Annotated in this window: 15 protein-coding genes; 6 read left to right on the forward strand and 9 right to left on the reverse strand. The window is 54.1% G+C overall.

The features are described 5' to 3' along the window. Window positions 1–6 precede the first annotated feature (6 nt). Complete coding sequence (locus tag JWS10_RS20875) at window positions 7–1,215, reverse strand: ABC transporter permease (RefSeq protein ID WP_299509856.1); 1,209 nt, start codon at window positions 1,213–1,215, stop codon at window positions 7–9. Between JWS10_RS20875 and JWS10_RS20880 the strand changes: the two genes are divergently transcribed. The 5 genes from JWS10_RS20880 to JWS10_RS20900 all read left to right on the forward strand — a co-directional run bounded on the left by JWS10_RS20880 (window position 1,205) and on the right by JWS10_RS20900 (window position 7,031). Beyond that, entirely contained in the window at window positions 1,205–2,308 is a 1,104-nt protein-coding gene (locus JWS10_RS20880; protein ID WP_299509858.1) for a sugar transporter, read from the forward strand. The two genes, JWS10_RS20875 and JWS10_RS20880, sit on opposite strands and share 11 nt — an antisense overlap. 12 nt (window positions 2,309–2,320) lie before the next feature. After that, window positions 2,321–2,977, forward strand: coding sequence for an ABC transporter ATP-binding protein (locus JWS10_RS20885; RefSeq protein WP_299509860.1), 657 nt, complete (start codon window positions 2,321–2,323; stop codon window positions 2,975–2,977). Between the two features lie 124 nt (window positions 2,978–3,101). Further along, the gene (locus JWS10_RS20890; RefSeq protein ID WP_299509862.1) at window positions 3,102–4,277 is read left to right on the forward strand and encodes a glycosyltransferase; all 1,176 of its coding nucleotides are present in this window, start codon (window positions 3,102–3,104) and stop codon (window positions 4,275–4,277) included. A gap of 61 nt (window positions 4,278–4,338) precedes the next feature. After that, the gene (locus tag JWS10_RS20895; RefSeq protein ID WP_299509864.1) at window positions 4,339–5,262 is read left to right on the forward strand and encodes a glycosyltransferase; all 924 of its coding nucleotides are present in this window, start codon (window positions 4,339–4,341) and stop codon (window positions 5,260–5,262) included. Continuing rightward, entirely contained in the window at window positions 5,262–7,031 is a 1,770-nt protein-coding gene (locus tag JWS10_RS20900) for a glycosyltransferase (RefSeq protein ID WP_299509866.1), read from the forward strand. The genes JWS10_RS20895 and JWS10_RS20900 overlap by 1 nt, the downstream gene beginning before the upstream one ends. Here JWS10_RS20900 and JWS10_RS20905 read toward each other — a convergent pair. From JWS10_RS20905 to JWS10_RS20930, 6 genes are all read right to left on the reverse strand, one after another. Continuing rightward, window positions 7,028–8,032, reverse strand: coding sequence for a glycosyltransferase (locus JWS10_RS20905; protein ID WP_299509868.1), 1,005 nt, complete (start codon window positions 8,030–8,032; stop codon window positions 7,028–7,030). The two genes, JWS10_RS20900 and JWS10_RS20905, sit on opposite strands and share 4 nt — an antisense overlap. Then, window positions 7,969–9,444 (reverse strand): hypothetical protein, encoded by a 1,476-nt coding sequence (locus tag JWS10_RS20910; protein ID WP_299509870.1) that lies wholly within the window; start codon window positions 9,442–9,444, stop codon window positions 7,969–7,971. The genes JWS10_RS20905 and JWS10_RS20910 overlap by 64 nt, the downstream gene beginning before the upstream one ends. 17 nt (window positions 9,445–9,461) lie before the next feature. Beyond that, window positions 9,462–13,472, reverse strand: a complete 4,011-nt coding sequence (locus JWS10_RS20915) for a glycosyltransferase (protein ID WP_299509872.1) — start codon at window positions 13,470–13,472, stop codon at window positions 9,462–9,464. Between the two features lie 274 nt (window positions 13,473–13,746). Next, entirely contained in the window at window positions 13,747–14,706 is a 960-nt protein-coding gene (locus JWS10_RS20920; RefSeq protein ID WP_299509874.1) for a hypothetical protein, read from the reverse strand. A 182-nt stretch (window positions 14,707–14,888) separates the two neighbouring features. Next, window positions 14,889–16,034: a polysaccharide biosynthesis/export family protein gene (locus tag JWS10_RS20925; RefSeq protein WP_299509876.1), complete on the reverse strand. Its 1,146-nt coding sequence runs from the start codon at window positions 16,032–16,034 to the stop codon at window positions 14,889–14,891. Window positions 16,035–16,190: 156 nt separating this feature from the next. Beyond that, on the reverse strand, window positions 16,191–17,603 hold the full coding sequence (locus JWS10_RS20930; RefSeq protein WP_299509878.1) for a mannose-1-phosphate guanylyltransferase/mannose-6-phosphate isomerase: 1,413 nt from the start codon (window positions 17,601–17,603) through the stop codon (window positions 16,191–16,193). Window positions 17,604–17,982: 379 nt separating this feature from the next. Here JWS10_RS20930 and JWS10_RS20935 point away from each other — a divergent pair, with 379 nt between their 5' ends. Next, window positions 17,983–18,471 carry a hypothetical protein gene (locus tag JWS10_RS20935; RefSeq protein WP_299509880.1) on the forward strand — a complete coding sequence of 163 codons (489 nt, stop codon included), beginning with the start codon at window positions 17,983–17,985 and terminating at the stop codon, window positions 18,469–18,471. 142 nt (window positions 18,472–18,613) lie between these two features. Here JWS10_RS20935 and JWS10_RS20940 read toward each other — a convergent pair whose 3' ends face one another. Together JWS10_RS20940 and JWS10_RS20945 are read right to left on the reverse strand one after the other, a co-directional pair. Next, window positions 18,614–19,024, reverse strand: coding sequence for a hypothetical protein (locus JWS10_RS20940; protein ID WP_299509882.1), 411 nt, complete (start codon window positions 19,022–19,024; stop codon window positions 18,614–18,616). A 107-nt stretch (window positions 19,025–19,131) separates the two neighbouring features. Then, a partial coding sequence (locus JWS10_RS20945) for a sulfotransferase domain-containing protein (RefSeq protein WP_299509884.1) occupies window positions 19,132–19,462 on the reverse strand: 331 nt, incomplete at its 5' end.

The following is a 19,462-nucleotide window of genomic DNA, read 5'->3' on the forward strand; positions in this document are numbered from 1 at the left end:
GCTGCCTTAGCGATTCAACAGAGAATATTGGTGCTTGCGCAACAGCATCAGCCCCAATGCCATGCAGACGGCACTAATCACCAGCACATAGGTAACCGAGACATAATTTGCGTGATAGCTGGAATAAAACCCATAACGCATCAGGCCAACCAGATGGACGATAGGATTATACCAAAGTATGTCCCGTACCCAATTTGGCAGATCGTCAAAAACCATGAAGACACAAGAGATCATAAAAATTGGCTTCATCAGGATGCTCCAGATCTGCGACCAAAGCGGAAATCGGGTGAACAAAAAGCAGTTCAGCGTTCCAATCCCCAAAGCCAGCCCGCCTGAAAGTGCCAAAGCCGCGGCAACCGCGGGCAGTTTGATGATCACCTTAGTGTCATAGATCAGCAAAATCCCCCCAAAGATCAGGTATGCGACCATGATCTGGGTCAGCATATTCAAAATGAAGCGCGCCAAAATAGCATCAATAAACGTCACGCTGGGATAGGTCAGCAGCGGGCGGGAAAACGTCACTGATTGTGCGATCCGGTTTGAGACCGTAGTGAAAATGCCCAATGGAATGATGCCGGTGGCATAAAAAAGTTGAAAATTGGTACCAAGTGAAGGATGTCGCAACGCCAGTGAAAACACCAAGGACAACAACATTACCCCTGCCACCGGCTCTAACACTGCCCAAAGATAACCGCCCGGTGAGCGGCCATAGGTGGTGGCCATTTCCCGCAGCACCAAAGCGGTGATAGTGCGGAAACTGGCGAAAATCCGCCGCCGATATCTTGGCAAGACAGGTCGTTTTTGCGGAAGAAATGTGGTAGTCATATCAACAAGGCCTTCGAATTCTGAAGTAGGACAGATCGGTTCTGGGCTTTTGGACTGCAATAATGTAAGAACAAGCTCAAGGAAACAAATCATTCCGTGAGGCCCCGTGTCTTCCTCGTCCAATGCTTCGGCTGATTCTAACCCTGTCAAACCGCAGACAGCGTTGCCCCCCGCAGATGGCAAACCGGTGTTATCTGCGGTGAAGCCTACACCCACGGTTATCCCCGCACCGCCCGGCGCGCATATCACGGGCGTTGCCGGAACCTCAAAACTGGCTGCGGTTCGTTCGGATCGTGCGGCACCGGCGGTTTCTGCACGCCCGGCACCGCCAAAAGCCGTCGGCTTGGTGAATTCAAGCTTTATCCGCCCTGTTGCGAAGATGGCGCGCATACATACCCGCCACAGGCTTTTGATCGCCTCATTCGTGTTGGTTGTTTTGCTTCCGATTTTGGTCGCTGCGGCTTATCTCTGGGGCAAGGCTGCTGACCAATATGCCTCGACGGTGGGCTTTTCGGTGCGCCGCGAAGACGCAAGTTCCGCTATGGACATGCTCGGCGGATTGAGCGGACTTACAAAATCGTCATCTTCAGATACTGATATTCTGTATGAATATCTGCGCAGCCAAAAGCTGGTGGCCGAAATGGATGCCAAGCTTAACCTGCGCGCGATCTGGTCTAAGCCACAAAGCGACCCGTATTTTGCCTTTGATCCTGACGGCTCGGTCGAAGACCTGCTGGATTATTGGCAGAGCATGGTGCGCACCTCTTATGATAGCTCTACCGGGCTGATTGAGGTGCGGGTTCTGGCGTTTGATCCCAATGATGCGACCCTGATCGCCCAAGCTGTGCTTGACGAAAGTGCCCGCATGATCAACGATCTGGGCGCCGCGGCCCGCGAAGATGCGGTGAAGTTTTCGCGCGAAGAACTGGCTGAAGCCGAGGATAGACTGCGCAGTGCGCGTGAGGCGATCACCGCTTTCCGCGTCAAAAACCAGATCGTTGATCCCACCACAGATTTCCAAGCACAAGCTGGATTGGTTGCCTCGCTGGAAAACCAACTGGCCTCGGCGCAGATCGAAATTGATCTTTTGGGCGACATGCCTGCAGGCGATCCACGTCTGGCGCAGGCCAAACGTCGCGTGGAAGTGATTGAAACCCGCATCGCCGCAGAGCGTGCCAAGGTCGGCGATGATCTTGGCGTAGGTCAGAAAGATTACGCAGCACTGGCCAGCGATTATGAACGCCTTGCGGTAGACCGGGAGTTTGCCGAACGTGCCTATGTGGCCACCTTGGCCACCTATGACACCGCCAAGGCGGAAAGCCAGCGCACCAGTCGCTATCTGGCAGCGCATGTCATGCCGACCAAGGCCGAGATCTCGCGCTTCCCCGAGCGTTTGTCGATGCTGGGCCTTCTGGCGCTGTTTGTTCTGTTGATGTGGTCGATCACCACCTTGATTGCGTATTCGCTGAAAGACCGGCGCTAGCCGAGCTTATCCATGATCCGGCTTGAAAACCTTACCAAGATATTCACTCTGGAAGGCCAGAGCAAAGTCGTGATGAAAAATGTCAACCTGACCTTTGCATCCGGTCTGTCGGTGGCATTGCTGGGACGTAATGGCGCGGGAAAGTCCACCCTGTTGCAGATGATTGCGGGCACCGAGGCCCCAACCTCGGGGCGGATAGTGTCAACCGGCAGTATCTCTTGGCCAGTGGGCTTTGCGGGCTCATTTCACCCAGAGCTTAGCGGTGTGCAGAATATCCGCTTTGTTGCCCGGATTTATGGAGTGGACACCGACGAACTCGTTGATTTCGTGGAAGATTTCGCCGAGCTGGGCGGGCATTTTCATTTGCCTTTCCGCACGTATTCCTCAGGCATGCGCTCACGCTTGGCATTTGGCGTGTCCATGGGCATTCCCTTCGACACCTATCTGGTAGACGAGGTCACCTCGGTGGGCGACGCTGCGTTCAAATCAAAAAGTTCGTCTCTTTTTAAAGCGCGCATGAAAACTGCAGGTGCTTTTGTCGTCAGTCACTCCATGGGAATGGTGCGCGATCTTTGTCAGGTTGGTGTCGTTCTGGAAAATGGCAAGTTGACGTATTACGAAGATATAAATGCCGCGATCAAACACCATGAGCGTAATATGGGTGAATAAAGCGGCGAAGATGTGCGCGCATGATCGCCTTGTGGCAAGCCTTCTATCCATCCACCATCATATTATTCGTCGGGTGCGGTCAGGGGCTCTGAACCATCATTTTACCATAAGGACGGCACCCTACATGTCTGACACCAACCATTGCATCGGCGCAGGGCGGCGGATTTGCCTTTGTCCGGGGGGGATTGGTGGTGGTGGCGTCGGGGTGGTTATGCTCAACCTTGCCGAGGAATTGCTGGCACGCAACGTGAAGGTTGATCTGTTGATCGCAGCACGGGATGGCGTTGCGCGCAACGTGCCCGCAGGGGTGAACGTGATCGATCTGGGCCCCCGGGTCCGCACAGCGCTTGGCCGGGCGGTGTCTTACTTAAGCCAGGCCCGGCCTGACGTGGTGATTTCGGCCCGCTCTTACGTCAACCTGCTTATGCTGGCGGCACATCGCTTGGCACCCGGCCGGGCAAACCGCCGACTGATCTGGAGTTATCATACCCACCGCAGTGCCGAGATGGCCCGTGCCCGGCCTGCATTACGGTTGATTGATGGGCTGGCGCTGCGGTTGGCTGCTTGGCCCGAAGCCCGTGTGGCCGTGTCGGTAGGGGTGGCCGCTGATTTGCGCGTTGCTTTGGGCCAAAACGCCGCGCAGGCGCCGATCACAGTCATTCCCAATCCTGGCTGGACCTTGACGCGGGCGGCGCAAGTCTTTGCGGCTTGTCCACATCCTTGGCTGGCAGATCGTGCGCCGCGCCTTTTACGGGGGGGCGCTCTGTCGCCAGAGCCCGTGCTGATCGGTATGGGGCGTTTTGCACCGCAAAAGGATTTTCCAACCCTATTGCGCGCATTCGCTGAATTGCGGCGTGACCACCCGGCTGTGCGGCTGATTTTGCTGGGAGAAGGCCCGGACCGTGCGGCTTTAACCAAGCTCTGTGCGGAATTGGGATTGCGGTTAGACCAGGATATTGCTCTGCCCGGGCATGTAGAGCAGCCGATGGCTTGGCTTTCGCGCGCAGATACTTTTGTGCATTCGGCACTTTGGGAAGGGTTTTCGATGGTTTTGGTCGAAGCGCTTGGCGCAGGTTTGCCCATCGTTGCCACCAACTGCCCGTCGGGGCCTGACGAAATTCTTGACCACGGCCGTTTTGGTTGGTTGGTGCCGCCTGACGATTCTGCGGCCCTGAGCCGAGCGATGGCAGAGGCATTGGTGAGGGTGGTTGACCCTGTGGTCCAAGCTGCGGCGGCCGAGCGCTTTAGTGCCAGTCTGGCCGCAACGCGCTATCTGCATCTCGGCTTTCCGACGCCGTAAGTCTATGCTAGCCGCTGATTTCGCAAACGCTCGGTTACTTGATCAAGCAAGGATATTCCTCGTGCCTTTCTCCCTTGATGTCCTGTTGCCGCATTTCAAAGATCCGGCTGGGCTGAAACTCTCCCTAGATTCCATCGCGGCACAAATTTGGGGTGGTAAGATGCGGGTCGTCATCGTGGATGACGGCTCACCAGAGCCGGATCGGATTGCCGCCGAAGCCTATGCCCGCGCCTTTGCCGAAGAAACCGATATCGGGCTTACATTTTTGGTCAATGCGCAAAACCTCGGTCGCCCGCGCACCAGAAATCGACTGCTTGATGCAATTGAGGCCGATTATGTCGCTTGGCTTGACGCCGGAGATATCTGGTACCCGCAAAAACTCGAAGTACAATTTGCCCATTTGACGCGTCTGCGCATGCAGGGCAACAATATTGATCAAATTTGGTTGACCTGCTCCTATGACTGGAAGTGGGAGGGCAATGAGAACATCCGCAGTTTGCTTCAGGTTACCAAAGGCGATCAAGTGCAAGAATTGTTAGACGGCGCGCGGCTTCGGGCTTATCTTTGGACATTGCTCGGTACCCGGCGGGCCTTCCAAATTGCAGGCCGCTTCGACGAGCGGCTTCCAAGGCTACAGGATTTGGATTATTTTCTACGTTTTGTTCGGGCTGGCGGTCGGATTATAACCCCGCCCGAGAAAGAAGCACTTTGTTGTTATTTCAAGTCGGATGTCGGACGTAACGCGCGCGAAATTAATATTTGCCACCGCCTGATTTTGGCAAAACAAGCACCGGTGATTAATGAATATTCTCCCGCCCTGCAATCAAAGCTCAACTATAAGGCTAACAGCCTTGCCGCACGCTTCGCCCGGAATAATCAAAAGCTCGGGCTTTGGCTGTTTTTCCGTCTGTGCGCAATCTTTGGTTCGCCAAGACACAGCCTCCAGATTCTAAAAACAGTTTTGCTGCGGAAAGTTTTACGCTAATGACCCGAATTGTGCATGTTTTTGCTGGCGCGACTGCGCGCGGCATTGGCCTTGAGGCCGCTTTTGATATAGCTGCGGCGATTGGGCCGACGGTCAAGTTGGTCCAGGCAAAAAGTTGGCTATCTGGGCTTTCAGAACAGATAGACCATGATTTCCTCCGCTTCGATCTGAGAGATGATCGGTTGGCTTGTATGGCCGAGGTTTTGCGCCGTGATTATGGCCGCCGCGCCGAGCCTTTGCTGGTGCTACCGTCGCTTGCTCCAGATACCGCCGATGAGACATGGTTGTCGATTCTGATCGGTCTCGCTGGCGAAGGCGACGATAGAATAAACTATCGTATTTGGTCGATTTCTACCGGATTGCCAAATACCATCGGCCTGCCAAACGCGCTTGTTGCTGCGTTGAACGCAAGGGGTGTTACGGCAGAGACGGGCGAAATTGTGCCAGTTGCCGGATCGGCTTTGGCGACACATCTGGCTTTAGGACCAATCATCAACCCGGCGGATCAGCCCGCACGTTTTCAGTTCCCCAAGGCGGAACTCTGGGTCCCGCGCTACCCGGCACGCAAACTTTTGTTCATCATTGATAGGCTGGCAAATCGAAGCGGAGGTGCCGAGCGGGTGCTGATCGAAACGGCCAAGGCACTGGCAAACAGAGGGCATACGGTAGAGATTGTAAGTCATGAATTTCGCCGAGGCCGCCCGTTCTACCAGACTGCTGCGGGGGTGGTGCATTCCAATATACGCCCCCCACGCCGCGGGTTGCGTATATTGACGGGTCGGCTGCGCAATTTGTTTGAGCGGCATGCGCCTGATTGGCCGCTGCTGGATCGACTGATTTGGCTTTCGCGCAACGGCGGATTTTGGAGGCGGTTGCAGCGCTACATCGAGACCACCCGCCCCGATGTCGCGATTGCTTTCATGCCGCCCGCTATGACGGCATTGGGCATGGTGCGCACCCAGCACCCGATGCGCCGCGTGGCGTCAACTCATAACGTGCCGGAACAGGATTTTTGCAACCCCGAACGCTGGGATCCGTCCCGGCTAGACCGTCGCCGGCGCTTGGCGATGCTCGCCAAGATGGATAGAATTGCCGTTTTGTTGCCCGAGTTTCGGGAGTTCTTTTCTGGTAGTTTAAGAGCCCGGGTTCTTTTGATGCCCAATGCCGTTGCGCAGGTCGACAGCGGGCAGCTTGCTAAGGCGCAACGTAAGCCCATTGTGATGAGTGTTGGACGACTGGCTCCGGTGAAACGGCATGAATTGCTGATTGAGGCTTGGGCGCAAGTCACAGCAGATTTCCCAAAGTGGGAACTGCAAATCTACGGCGATGGGCCGTTGCGTCCTCAGCTGGAGGATCGAATCAAGGAGTTGGCCCTTGGAACAGTTATGTTGATGGGGCATCAACAGGATGTTGCCGAGCGCTACCGGAAAGCCATGATTTTGGCGCATCCAGCGGAATTTGAGGGTTTTGGACTTGCACCCGCAGAGGCGATGGTTTCGGCTGTGCCAGTGATTGGCTTCGCGGATTGTTCAGGTGTCAACACGTTGGTGACGCATGGCGTGAATGGGTTGCTTGTCGCAGCCGAGGGCGACCGGGTGTCGAATTTTGCTGAAGCCCTGCGGTCGCTTATGAAAAATGAGAACTTGCGCCTAGAGCTTGCACAGGCTGGCCCGCCCAGCATGGCTATTTATGCCCCTGATGCTGTGGTCGATCTGTGGGAGGATATGTTGTTTGCCGATGCAGTGCCCCGCGGTGGTCTTGCTGGCTAACGGCGCTCTGGGGCACTGCGCAGCACCAACAACCGCCCCATCTCGGCCAGTTCAACGCCCCACAGTCGAAGCCTGATGGCACAGGCCGTAAACCGCCAGCGATATGAATATCGCCGGTCGCTTACATAGCCAACCATCTCACGCAGAGGCGGTGTCAAGCTGCGCAAAGTCCAGAACACCCGACGCCGCAATGGACCGGAGCGGAGTTGACCGCCTTTAATCCGCCGGGCTTTTGTCTCACATTCCAGACGCCCGGAACGGGCCGGATGAAAAACCACGGCCCCCGGAACCAGACGCAAACCTATCCCGGCCCGACCCGCCCTGCGGCAGAACTCAGCATCTCCGCCTGAAAATCGATTCGCATCAAAGCCTCCCAGGCGCTCTATCACGGCTTTGGGGATGCCAAGATTGGCCGTCGTGGCATAACCATGCGCAATATAGCGCTCTTGCGGAATACCGCGCACCGTATCGAATATCTGCCATGCATTTGCAAATGGCGGGCAGCGCACTTGAATTGGGCCAGCCAGCAAGACTTCGGGCGCAACGCGTTCTGCGGTAACATACGAAGACAACCAATCGGTATCAGGACAACAATCTGCATCGGTAAAAACAACAAACCGGGCTTTCGCCTCGGCCACTGCCGCGTTGCGCGCCGCATAAGACCCCGGTTGCGCGCAATGTATCCGCCGCCAGCGTCCCGCCAGCCCAACGGGCACCATCTGGCGCAGCGTTTCTTCAGGGAACGCCTGCGGTTCATTGTCTGCAATAATCAGCTCAAAGTCTTGAAACTTTTGTGCCGCCAACGCATCCAAAAGATGAGTCAGCTGGTGCCATGTTTTAAAAACCGGGACAATAATACTAAGTTGCGGAGTAAATTCTGGTTCGATCTTAGGATTGGCGCTGTTGTCATGCATTTCATTGTTGTCGCGCAGCGAGGTCACCGACCCAAAGTCCAACGGACCAAGCGTTTGAAGCCGCGCAGTGGCTTGGTTACCCGCCATGACGTGCTTTGAGTCATCCGCGTTATCTGTATCCGCGCCGTTCCAAGGTTTTTCTTGCAACGTTCGAAATCGCGCAACTTGGTTTCCATTGTTTTAATCAATTCCTTCGCACTGGCGGTTTGCGTTACATGTTGTTTTTCCCAAGCAACCATATTTTTCGCCAAACGGCCGAGATCTTCGGACTGCGTTCTGACGCGAACGGACAATGCATCTCGGTCTGTGGTGACCGTGCGCAGGTCGGCTTTAAGGCTTGTGATGAGTTTTTCTTGTTCGAACCGCCGACGGTCATAGCTAAAAATTGTCTGCTTGTGGTCATCTTTCAGCTGCGTAATCACCGGGTCGAAAGCCTGCGCAGCCTCCGCCTCCACTTGCACGAGCTCGGTGCTCAGTTTCGCACTCTGCGCCAAGGCGGCTTCTGAGGCTTGCGTTAATTCCTGCTGCTTCAGCGTCATTGCGGCCATGCGGGACGCGGTTTCGGCGGCTTCTGCAAGCAAACGGCGGGTGCGCTGGCCGTCTTGAACGAGATCCGCGAACAATCTGCTGTCCTCGTTTAAAGTGGCGTGAATGCCGTCAAGTTCGTTGAAATCTGCGGCATCCTCCCCGGTGCGGACCCATTTCTCAAAAATGGCAAAACTGGTTCGTATCGCCGCAGGAACATGCGCCGCCTGTTCCAGATCTTCACCGACCCAACTTTTATGCTTCAATTGGACAGTTAAGAAATCGTCAATTCGCCGCTCGGCCCGCAGACCGCGGATCGGAAATTTATCGTCAAACTTGGTCTCGATATCTTCTATAATGCGATGTCGCCGCTGTAGAAGACTCTGGTAGCTGACAAAAACCCGGTTTTCTCCACGGGTCGCCCGCTCTGCATCCAGCGTGTAACGCAGCCAAAGCAACTTGCCGAAGCTTGGATGTAAATCATTACGCGCCTTCAGTGAGTCAGCGACCTCAAAGGGATGGCGATGAATATGCACAAACTTCGTCGTTGCGCCAAATGAGCTTAAGGCTTTGCGCCAAAATGGCACTAGCCGACATATTCGCGGATCCTTCAGAACAAACAGCCGCGAAGATCCATATTCCTGCCGCAGTATTTCGACCGCGCGTTCACAAAAATCTTCTGCCTTGGACGATGCCACCCAAGCATCATTGAGCGGCAGCCAATCATCCCAAGTTGCCCCGATGCCGCTCATGATATCTTTGTGCAGCTCATAGACTTGGCGAGATTCAAAATATCCCTTCGGATTGCCGACATCCGCCACCATCGTTGTTTTGGGTTGATCACATCCTGCCAAACCAAGGGTTCCAGCAAGCGCCGATGTGCCAGAGCGGTGCATACCCAAGACCAAAAGACATGTTGGCCGGCCCTTGATTGTTACATTTGGATCAGGCTGTTCTTCGCGCTTTTTTTGCATTCTTATGCTCCTGATCCTTAGGAAATTATGTCTGTGAGCTTGCGTCGCTCGTGATCCTTCACCGAGAGCCCGTTCTCGTCGTCAGGAACCGTAACTACAAAGCGTTCAATTTGTTGCACAATCACTATATCAGGTGCCTCTGCTGCAATGATCGAATAGTCAATATTGGGTTGCCAGACGAAAACCGCCCGCGAGAAACGCGCCGCAAACATCTCAAGTTGGTGAGATGAAAAGCTATCCCTAAACATCACTAATTTTGGAAGAGTCTTGTCTTCATTTTCGTAAATCTGCAGATTTCCCATGTGTTTAACATCATTGTTATACACACGCTGGAAGGCAGGATTAATGAACGTAATCAGGGGGCTGGACGTACGTTGGCCAATTTTACCACTCAGGTCGCCGTCAATCTCATGCTCGATAAGTTGGAACTCATCGGGCCCAATGGGGGGTAAACCCATTTCCGCCATGGTTTGATTGAATGTGACAAAAGCGCCCCAGTGGTTCCAATGGGTATCGCCCATGCTGAAAACATTTTGTGTCCTCGCCGCGTCACGTAAAAGGTCCAGATGATAAAGACACGGCACCAAGCCATCCGCAGCCATAAGCACCTGATGGACCGGGCGATTGGAAGACAACACGATGCCATCGGGAAGAAACTGCGCGTAGACGCATTCCTTGTTGGGCACGATGCTGTGAAAGTAGCGATAGCCACCCTCGCGAGCCAGCCTACTCCGTTCTTGAAACTGCCGACGCCAGCTGTCCTCAAAACCGTCTGCAACCTGCATTTTGCCAGTAATTTGCAAAAGTACTTTGTTGCTATCGCTGCGCAGGAAAAGCCAGCCATCTTTGCCTTCAAGCACCATTGGATGCAAAAGAGGCAAGGTGTTTGCACGACGTGCAGCGACGATTTCGGTGAGACGCGCCACCATCGGATTGTCGCCAGAGTTGGTGTTGCGTTGTTGCCAAACAAGGTCATATGCCTTTTGGCGCATAGCGTTGAACTGGCCGCGATTCTCAAGAATATCGACCATCGCGTCATACCAGCTGTCTGTATTCCCTTCACATCCAACTGCCAAACCTTGAGACAAAACATCGCTGTATGCTGGCCCGCATGAGACAACCGACAACAAGCCAATCGCACTGTAATCCAAGAACTTCACGTCAGATTTGGCACTGTTGAAGGGCGTCTCTTGAAGCGGGGCAATCCCAACATCGAATGGCCCGCGATTGACAAACCACCGCACAAAATTAGGATAATCGCCACGTTTTCTAGGGGGAGGAAGCCTATGTAGCCAAGGTTTTTGCTGAGCATAGCGCGTAGCCCCAATAAGGGTCAGTTCAAATTGACCTTCATGGGTCTCTGCGAGCTTTTCAAATGCTGGCAATACCAGATTAAAATCGTGATCATGGGTTGCAGTGCCCATGTAGACAAAGCGGACAGGCCCGTCACCAAAGGCCATATTCGGCAATGTCCGATAGTTGCGCCAAAACCTTGCATCAAGATCATTTGGCACCACACGCAAAGGCCGGCCAACATCTTCATAAGATAATGCAAGTGCCGGAGTAGAAACCCAGATTTCACGCGCATATCCCATAAGATAGCGCAGAGTCTTTTCCGCTTGATTATGAGTATCATGGAAAGAAAACGCATCATCAGTATCCACGAAAAGCGGAATATTCTGACGCTCAAGCCGCGTAATGAAGGATTGAGCATCGGCTTGGTCCGGTATCGCGATACGCTGCACGATACAGGCGTCCAATGTATCAATCTGCGGATCAAGTGCGGATTTCAGCACAACTAAATCAACCATCACATGCGCAGCATCGGTCGTCAGCGGCGCGATAAGTCGAATGAACGCAGAGCTTGTTGGCCAGAAACGGCCATGCTGCGGCAAAATCCCAAGTTTGATCTTGTCGGGCGTCGTCTCTACGGGGGGCACTTCGCCGCACAGATAGTTTCGCAGCCAATCAAGGATTTTGGCGGCCCGCGCATCAAATGTATGCTCTTGGTGAATCAGGTCGGCAACTGCCCTGCGCGCCTCTGGCGATAAGGGGACAAGGCCCTGCGCCAGTTTCTGCTGCAACTCACCGCCATCATGCACAGTCAGCACGGCATCGCCAAATAGTTTAGGGATCAGCGGAAGATGATCCGAGATCAGCCGTCCGCCACAACCCAGAACGTCAAAAACGCGGTTAGAGACAAAGCCAAACTCCCGCATCGAAGCCCAATGATCGTTTAGAACGAAGGCAGCCGCAGAATAGATGTGGCGCAACTCGGAGTTTGGAACGTTCTGAGCTTTAATCATCTCATTGGGAATAAAGTTTTCCCATTTTTCGCCATACACATCGAGCGGAAGTTCCGCCTCACACGCCCATTTGACAATTTCACGCATAACATTGCGCGAATTACCGACAAAAACGCCGCGCTCCGATTGTTCTTGCGGTGTCTCAAATCGAAATCGCTCAGTATCGGTGCATTGCAGCAACGGATAAACTGGTCGATCCAGTATTTGGGCGAGCAGAGCCGCGTAGGATTGCGACGCCACAAATATTCCGTGGTAAGCTGTGTATTCCTCATAAGGAATACGATCAGGATGCGAAATATTCCAAATGAGACTGACATGTTCAGGGCGAGGCTCGTATCGGGTAAGACCGCGCAGAGCAATGACAACATGATCTGACGTTACTGGCGCGTCATACCAAGTACCAAGAAAATCCAGCCTTACACTATGGCCCAGATTTTCCAGCGCGGCTTTCAAAGACTCTGCATAGTGATAGTCTCCCCAAGCCATTCTTAGATCATATGGTGCGGGAATTTTTATCGCGAACTTGTAAGTTAAGGCAGCAACTGTATCACTTGTTGAAACATGCCCATCCATGTTTTTTCGATGAACGACATGCCGATATAAATAAGGTGCTGATGTGGTAACCCTGCTCTTGTCCTCGCTGTCATCTACATAAAGACACCCGATGAACGGGCTGTAAGCTACAATAGCATTTTTGGTAAGACGTAGGATAAAATCCCAATCTACCATGCGTTTCAAAGAGGTATCGAAAGGTCCAAGCGGGTCAGAGAAAGTTTTTTGGTGACAGAAGACATTCATATCTATGTAATTTGCATGTAAGCAGTCAGACCATGAAAACGGCTCACCACGATATCCTATTAAATTGCCCTCACCATCCTGCAGGCGGGACGCCGCATAGGCGCAATCGGCGCCAGAAACATCCAAGGATATAAGCATGAGTCTTAGATAATCTGGCGTCCAAGCGTTGTCTGAATCAAGGTAAAATATGACCGAACCGGTTGCGATCTGCAGCCCAAGGTTTCGCGCCGCACTGACACCGCCATGCGAGGCATTGAATATACGCAAGCGAGTGTCGGTTTCGTAATCTTGCAGAACCTTATCCGTCCCGTCGGTACTGCCGTCATCTACGACGATAAGTTCAAAATTGGAGTGCGATTGCTCAAAGACAGACATAAGCGCGCGTCTGATTTTATCAGCTCTGTTATAAGTAGGCATAATTACGGTGGCTTTAACTTGCGATGCCCGGAAATCTTCCTGTTTTAGTGAAGCAAGGAGTTCAATAACTTCCCGAGCCAAAATGTTATCAAAATTGCCATATAACCTGTTAGGGGAAATTGACAATTTCGTGAGAAGTATATTTTTAGCGACCTCTCGAAAATCCGGGCCTTCCTGTTTTATGCTGTTAATGCGCGATACCTCGACTGCGGGATCAGTCGCGAGGTTGCTCTTAGGTACTTGCGGTTTATATTTCTTTGAGCGACCTTCAGTCTCATAATGCAGAAGCGCATCTACTTCTTTTTCAAAAGAGATTTTATACTTTTCTTTGTACAGCTTACTGTCAAACCGTGGGCTTGGATTTCTATTTAACAAGTAGCCAATATTTACATAATGCTCTGCCGGGGTTAATCCTGAAAAAATGACGTCTAGATACTCGTTAAAGTACCATTCTGAATCAAAGAAGTTGCTTTCCAGAATTTTTTTAATTTTTTCAGAGCTATTCATTCGATATGTCCTATGCGAACCAACACTTTCACCTAATGTTCTTCATAAGAAAATCTAGCCAAATCTCTAGCAAAGAAGCGGCCTGCACGAGACGCTTGATGTTGACAGCGGTTTTATGCCGACTGTCTGGATTAGTGTAGATAGTAGGGGTTCTGACCGACGCTTCTGTCTATGTGCCTTCCGCCACTGCCCTTCGAACAGAGCAACCATTCGATTGACCCATGGTGGCAGATAGTCCAAAATGATCATGCTAAAAGAAGAGCCTTGCGGTTGCTCAGCTGGAAACTCGTCCTCCTTCTTTGAGCTCATTGGGTGTTTTTGCTTCAATAGACACGCAGTCTTTCCCTATATCCCGTGCGATCCCACGGCCCAGTAGCTTGCTCCAGAGAGCAATTGTATCAGCTTTTTCCATGGGAACATGCCCTCCTTTGGGGGTCTTCCGGTTAAACATGTGAAACTCTACCTCAACGTTGCGAAAGCGGTAGTCTTGCTCGCGAAGAAGGCTCAAGTCATCCCAAAATGGCTCCATTTGAGTGCGGGTGTGCTTGTAATCTTTAATGTTTTGACAATAGATTACGCGCGCTGGAAGATGAATAGCCTCGCGCCAGCGGTCGATCACCCGCATGCGTGTAGAATAATTACTGCTGATATAATCTTCGCTTCGGCCTTTGTAGCAGCGGCGGATCATTTTTTCACGCGGGCCATCGTCCTTATAAGTTAAGAGATCTACCTGCGGGATCTCCACTATCACTTGGCAGCGGGGGAAACAGACTGCAGCCATGAGCGCCCAAAAACCACCGGCGGAAATTCCGTAAAGCACTGTTTCCTCCGGGCCGATTGCAACAAGTTGTGCAAGCCGCTGTAAGACATTGTCAATCGCCTCAACGGCCCAAACTTCCCGATAGCCCTGACACCAGCCTGCATCCAGACTGTCTCCCATATAAAGAGTGGGATCGTTGAAGGTAATAAACGACGCAGTTATGTCGCGATGCCACGACCAGCGGTAAAAGTAAGGTAGTTGGTCGCGCTGTCGCTGGATCGCATCTTGCCCGCTAATCAGCAAGTTTGTGGCACCCGTGTGTAGAAAGGCGAAGAACTCGATTACGAACCCTTTGTGAGCAACGCGATAATGCATCTGACGGTCAAAATGCACGGTCAAGGTCTCGAATGTGCAGTCTATCAGTTCTGGCTCGTAGGTAACTTTTTTGTCTTGCCAAGCGTTGTCGCGCGTCATTTTCGTCCCTTCGTCATTCGCTAGCCTACGCAAGCTAAAGCCTATGCCTTATATAAGGGACCCACTGCAATTTATTCCGGCGGAAGCGCCGTTTGGGGTCAAACCAAGACCGCATCGGATATTGCTGTCTAATCGTGAACTCTAAGTGGCAAGATGTATCTCCGGCTTAACGGAAGCACGCCTCAGTCACTGCTGATCCTTTCAGCTTGGGTAGCCAGCCCGAAAACCGACCCCACCAAGCTGAACACGTTGCGGGTGCCGACCAGCGGGCTTTCGGTGACGTAGATCAAATCGCCGGGATTTATGGCAAACGCGCCAGCGCTGAACAGGCCATCGGCGCTGGTGAGATCGAGCGTAAAGATGGTGCGGACATGGCGCGGCCCGGTGCCGTCGCGGCGCACGGCTGATTGCGGATAACTGCGCAGTACCAGAATGCCTTGCGCATTGGCGCGCTCGGCCGCCAATCCGCCAATGATCGACAGTGCATCCAGCGCCGAAACCTTGTCTTGTGGGAATTGGTGCTGCGCGCGGCTGCCTGCGGCCCCCAGCGACAGGAAATAGCGATCATCTTCCGCGACTAAGATCCGGTCGCCGCCTTGCAGAGTGGTGTTCAGCGCGCTGTCCTCGCTTAAGCGATCCATGCCGATGCCATAAGTGCGACTGCCGCGTTGCAAGCGAACTTGCGGGTTTTTGAAGCGTTGATTGGGGCCACCCGATGCGGCCAGAATATCCAGCAGGGTCACATCTTGGTCGCTTAGCGGATAGGGCCCGGGATTGCCAACACCGCTGACCACGCTGACGCTGCTTTCACGGCCCTCGGTCAGGCCCAGTTGCACTTGAGCCGAGGGGGTGACCGCCGAATAGGCTTTTTCAATCGTGCTACGGGCATGTTCGGGCGACATGCCGCTGATTTTTTGCGTGCCGATATAGGGCAGGAATATTTGGCCTGTTGACGACACTTGCATTGATGGGAAGCTGACGAACCGCTGCCCCGGTGTGGTCAGCAAACTGTTGTCCTCGGTCACCCAGACCGACAGTGCTACGGTATCGCCGGGGGCAATGATGCGGGTGCTGGGTTGGGCCACCCGTTTGATCCAGCCCAGATGCGCAGGGCCTGCCTCTGGCCAACTGGCATAGCGGGCAAGGCTGTCTTTGGTGATGGCCTCGACGGCAAATTCGGTTGGTACCACCTGATCGGCTTGCGCCACGGCGGGGTCAATTTTGCTGCCCTGCTTCAGCACCTCGCGTTGCAAGCCTGCGCTACGCGGCAAACTTCCGCAGCCAGCCAGCACCAACACAAGACCCATCGACACGAGTTTAACGAACATGAATGCAGGCCCCCAAGGGTCGAAGATGATGCAGGCTGCACCGGAATTTCATCTTCTTTAGCTGTTGTTGTGGATTGGCGGAACAGCTGTTGCCGTGTTGAGGAAAGAAAGCTGGGGATTATTGCCGATCGCAGCTTCCGGATGCACACGATTGCGTTATTTTCGCGCGTAAATGTCCTCATAACGGGTGATGTCATCCTCACCCAAGTAGGGCCCGGTCTGCACCTCGATCAGCACCATCGGCATCCGACCGGGGTTTTCCATCCGGTGCACGGCACCTAGAGGGATATAGATCGACTGATTTTCGCTTAGCAATTGTACTTTGTCATCCACCGTGACCTTCGCCGTGCCTGCCACCACGATCCAATGTTCCGAGCGGTGCACATGGCTTTGCAAAGAGAGCGCCGCACCCGGGTGCACATGGATGCGCTTGACCTGAAAGCGATCCGCCAGCACCAGGGTCTCATACCAGCCCCACGGTCGGTGATCTTTTGGAAATTGCACTGCTTGTTTGGCGGCCCGGGCTTTCAGCACTGCCACCGCCTGTTTGACATTTTGCGTGTCGGACATATCTGCCACGATCACCGCATCGCGCATTGCCACCGCGACGATGTTCTTCAAGCCAATGCCAACCAGCTCAATATCGTCACTTTCCGCCCGCAGCAGGGAGTTTTCACAATCCAGCGCGGTGACATGGCCAAAGCTCGCATTGCCCGCAGCGTCTTGCGGGCTTTCCTGCCAGACCGATTGCCAACCGCCGAGATCGCTCCACGCACCATCGTAGCGCACCAGGCTTACATTGCGCGCCCGCTCCAGCACCGCAAAATCAATCGAGTCTTCTGGCACCGCATTCCAAGCCGCAGGATCAATCCGGATAAAGCCCAAATCCACCTCGCCCGCTGTCATCGCAGGGCGCAGCGCGGCCAGGATCGCCGGCGCATGGGCGGCAAAAGCCTCAATCAGCACCGAGGCGCGCACCAGCACCACGCCTGCATTCCACAGATGCTGCGGATCAGCAAACAATTGCGCCGCACGCGCCGCATCGGGCTTTTCGATAAATCGGGCTAATTGTTGCACGCCGGGGAAGGTCGCAGCCCCCGCCTCAAGCCAGCCATAGCCGGTTTCGGCGCGGGTGGCTTGAATGCCAAAGATCACGATTTGCCCGGCTTCGGCCGCCACCCGTCCAAGCTTGACCGCGGCGCGAAATGCAGTCGCATCGGCGATGGCATGATCAGTGGGCGTCAACAGCAGCAGCGCCTGCGGGTCTTTTGTTGCCAGATACAAAGCTGAGGCGAGTGCGGCAGGGGCGGTGTTGCGCGCCGCAGGTTCGATCAAGATCGCCGCAGGTAAGACCCCCGCCGCGCGCAACTGATCGCTGACGATGAAGCGAAACTCATTGCCCGTCACCACCACAGGTGCGGCAAACCCCGCGCCGCTGAATCGGGCCGCACTGGCTTGCAATAAGCTTTGGTCGCCCAAAATCGCACTGAACTGCTTTGGAAAGCTTTTGCGTGACAAAGGCCAAAGCCGGGTGCCAGAGCCGCCACACAAAAGAACGGGGGTAATCATGCTCTGCAAACCCTTACTTCCGCACATAAAGCTGTAGATCGGTTAAACCACAGTTTTTACCTACAGAGTAGGGCGGTGGGGCGACCAGTTTTGGGCGATAAGATGGCTCCGAACGGTTACCAAGCGGACTCCGATGTTTAGCTTGTCCGATAGGTGTTCGCTTAACGGACAGATCGCGAACGGTTTCACCCCCTCGCTGCGCCCCTGCAAAATCACACGGGATCTCGTCTCATTTACATGGTCCGGTATAATTCTTGACCTCACCGTAATTTAGGGCGGTTCCGGCCTGCAGCACCATCATTGCCAAACGATCTATCGCGGTTCCCGTGACGTGCCGTTGTCATCCGTGTCCACGATCCTGAAATTGAGTCCGCGATGGATGGCAGCGCTGACCAAGCCAAAAACGATGGTGCTTTTACCCAGCCCACCCTTCCGCCTGACCACCGAGATAATTTTCATCCTGCTTCCCCTTTTTTCGATCCCGACACCAATCATCCGTGACACCGCTATTCCGCGCTTCCACGGTGCCGCACTTCCGCCGTGCCGTGCTTCTGCTATGCCGTTAATCCGCGCTGCTGCTATTCCGCGCTTCAGTTGTTCCGCCAATCCGCTTTACCGCTGTCCCGTCCATCCGCCGCTCCGCTATCCCGTGTTTCCCTTGTTCCGCTTCGCTAACGCCCTAGGTTCGAGCGGACAGGGGTTCGACGACACCGACGAGCGAGCCAAACCCTCCTTCATTTCACCCAAACACACTGCAGATCGCCTAGCCGGCGAACTTGCGACGAACCATTTTTCTGAAGTATCGAGATATAGTTTAGCGTCGATAGATATGTTACGAAGTCGAAAGACGTTGGCAGGATATGCCTAACGTGACACACGTTATGTCGGCGGGGGTCCATGCGGCGCGAAAGAAAGAAATTGACGATTGAAACCTCGGTTGAGGTGACGCGCAGGTTCAGGGCCGGTGAAACTGCCGCGGCACTGGCCGACGAGTATAAAGTTTCGCCGGATCACGTCCGCCGGGTGTGCAAGAAACCAACGTGACGAGACGGCGCGAAGTGCTTTCCGCAATCGTGTTTTCCATTTTCGCGCGACCGTTGAGGAGGTACGGGGCTTCGATCAGGCCATTCAGGGGCTTGGATATCCTCTGCAGCCCGGATTGCTGGCGCATAGGCTGCCTTGGTGCGCAGCATACAAGCCGACCGGATCCGCGCCACCTCATAGGGCCGGTCGGCCACATCCTCGATCAACACATCGACGAAAGCCCCTGCCCCACCACCCGTGCCAAATCGTCGCGCAACTGGCGTCGCGAAGGCAAAAAGCACCGCCTCAATCCGACGCATCCATTCCTGCCAGCGTAAATCGGGCGAGAGTTCAGCCAGTTCGCGGTCTAGTTCTGCCGGGCTCTTGTCGCGTGACATGCTCAGACCTCATAGAGGCGGAAGGTCTGTATCCGCTGACGACTTCGCCTTCGCCTAGGCGAGCCAAGGACCACGCTGAGATAGACAGCTCTTGGCCTGCGAGATCGTCAGCCCGATCGACAGGTAAGCCAAGTGTCGACGCAGAGCCCGGTGAGAGTCGCGAACGCGTCGATTTCAGGTCGGAAGATCTTACGAAGATGGCGGATGTCACAAACCGTCAGCTGCGACGGATAAGGTAGATATTTTCTAATATTCACCCGCTTTTCCAACGTAGGCGCAAACGGCCCAATCTCAAGAAATTCGGCGATCCTCGTGAGAGTTCCCGCCGGATCGCCACCCAGGTCGCTGGACCGCAGAAACAAGATCTGTTGGCTCGGGAAGAGATCGAGCAAGCGCCGCACTTGCTGGGCGTAGAGGCCGCGCTCCACATAGCTGAAC

This window comes from Cypionkella sp. (assembly GCF_028290025.1).
In the GTDB taxonomy this organism is placed as follows: domain Bacteria; phylum Pseudomonadota; class Alphaproteobacteria; order Rhodobacterales; family Rhodobacteraceae; genus Cypionkella.

Bases quoted from the DNA above. Each gene is read 5' to 3' on its own strand.
- JWS10_RS20915 (WP_299509872.1), bottom strand. From the start codon at position 13,472: ATGAATAGCTCTGAAAAAATTAAAAAAATTCTGGAAAGCAACTTCTTT.
- JWS10_RS20920 (WP_299509874.1), bottom strand. From the start codon at position 14,706: ATGACGCGCGACAACGCTTGGCAAGACAAAAAAGTTACCTACGAGCCA.
- JWS10_RS20930 (WP_299509878.1), bottom strand. From the start codon at position 17,603: ATGATTACCCCCGTTCTTTTGTGTGGCGGCTCTGGCACCCGGCTTTGG.
- JWS10_RS20935 (WP_299509880.1), top strand. From the start codon at position 17,983: ATGGCAGCGCTGACCAAGCCAAAAACGATGGTGCTTTTACCCAGCCCA.
- JWS10_RS20890 (WP_299509862.1), top strand. From the start codon at position 3,102: ATGTCTGACACCAACCATTGCATCGGCGCAGGGCGGCGGATTTGCCTT.
- JWS10_RS20940 (WP_299509882.1), bottom strand. From the start codon at position 19,024: ATGTCACGCGACAAGAGCCCGGCAGAACTAGACCGCGAACTGGCTGAA.
- JWS10_RS20910 (WP_299509870.1), bottom strand. From the start codon at position 9,444: ATGCAAAAAAAGCGCGAAGAACAGCCTGATCCAAATGTAACAATCAAG.
- JWS10_RS20885 (WP_299509860.1), top strand. From the start codon at position 2,321: ATGATCCGGCTTGAAAACCTTACCAAGATATTCACTCTGGAAGGCCAG.
- JWS10_RS20925 (WP_299509876.1), bottom strand. From the start codon at position 16,034: ATGTTCGTTAAACTCGTGTCGATGGGTCTTGTGTTGGTGCTGGCTGGC.
- JWS10_RS20905 (WP_299509868.1), bottom strand. From the start codon at position 8,032: ATGGCGGGTAACCAAGCCACTGCGCGGCTTCAAACGCTTGGTCCGTTG.
- JWS10_RS20875 (WP_299509856.1), bottom strand. From the start codon at position 1,215: ATGCGCGCCATCTTCGCAACAGGGCGGATAAAGCTTGAATTCACCAAG.
- JWS10_RS20900 (WP_299509866.1), top strand. From the start codon at position 5,262: ATGACCCGAATTGTGCATGTTTTTGCTGGCGCGACTGCGCGCGGCATT.
- JWS10_RS20880 (WP_299509858.1), top strand. From the start codon at position 1,205: ATGGCGCGCATACATACCCGCCACAGGCTTTTGATCGCCTCATTCGTG.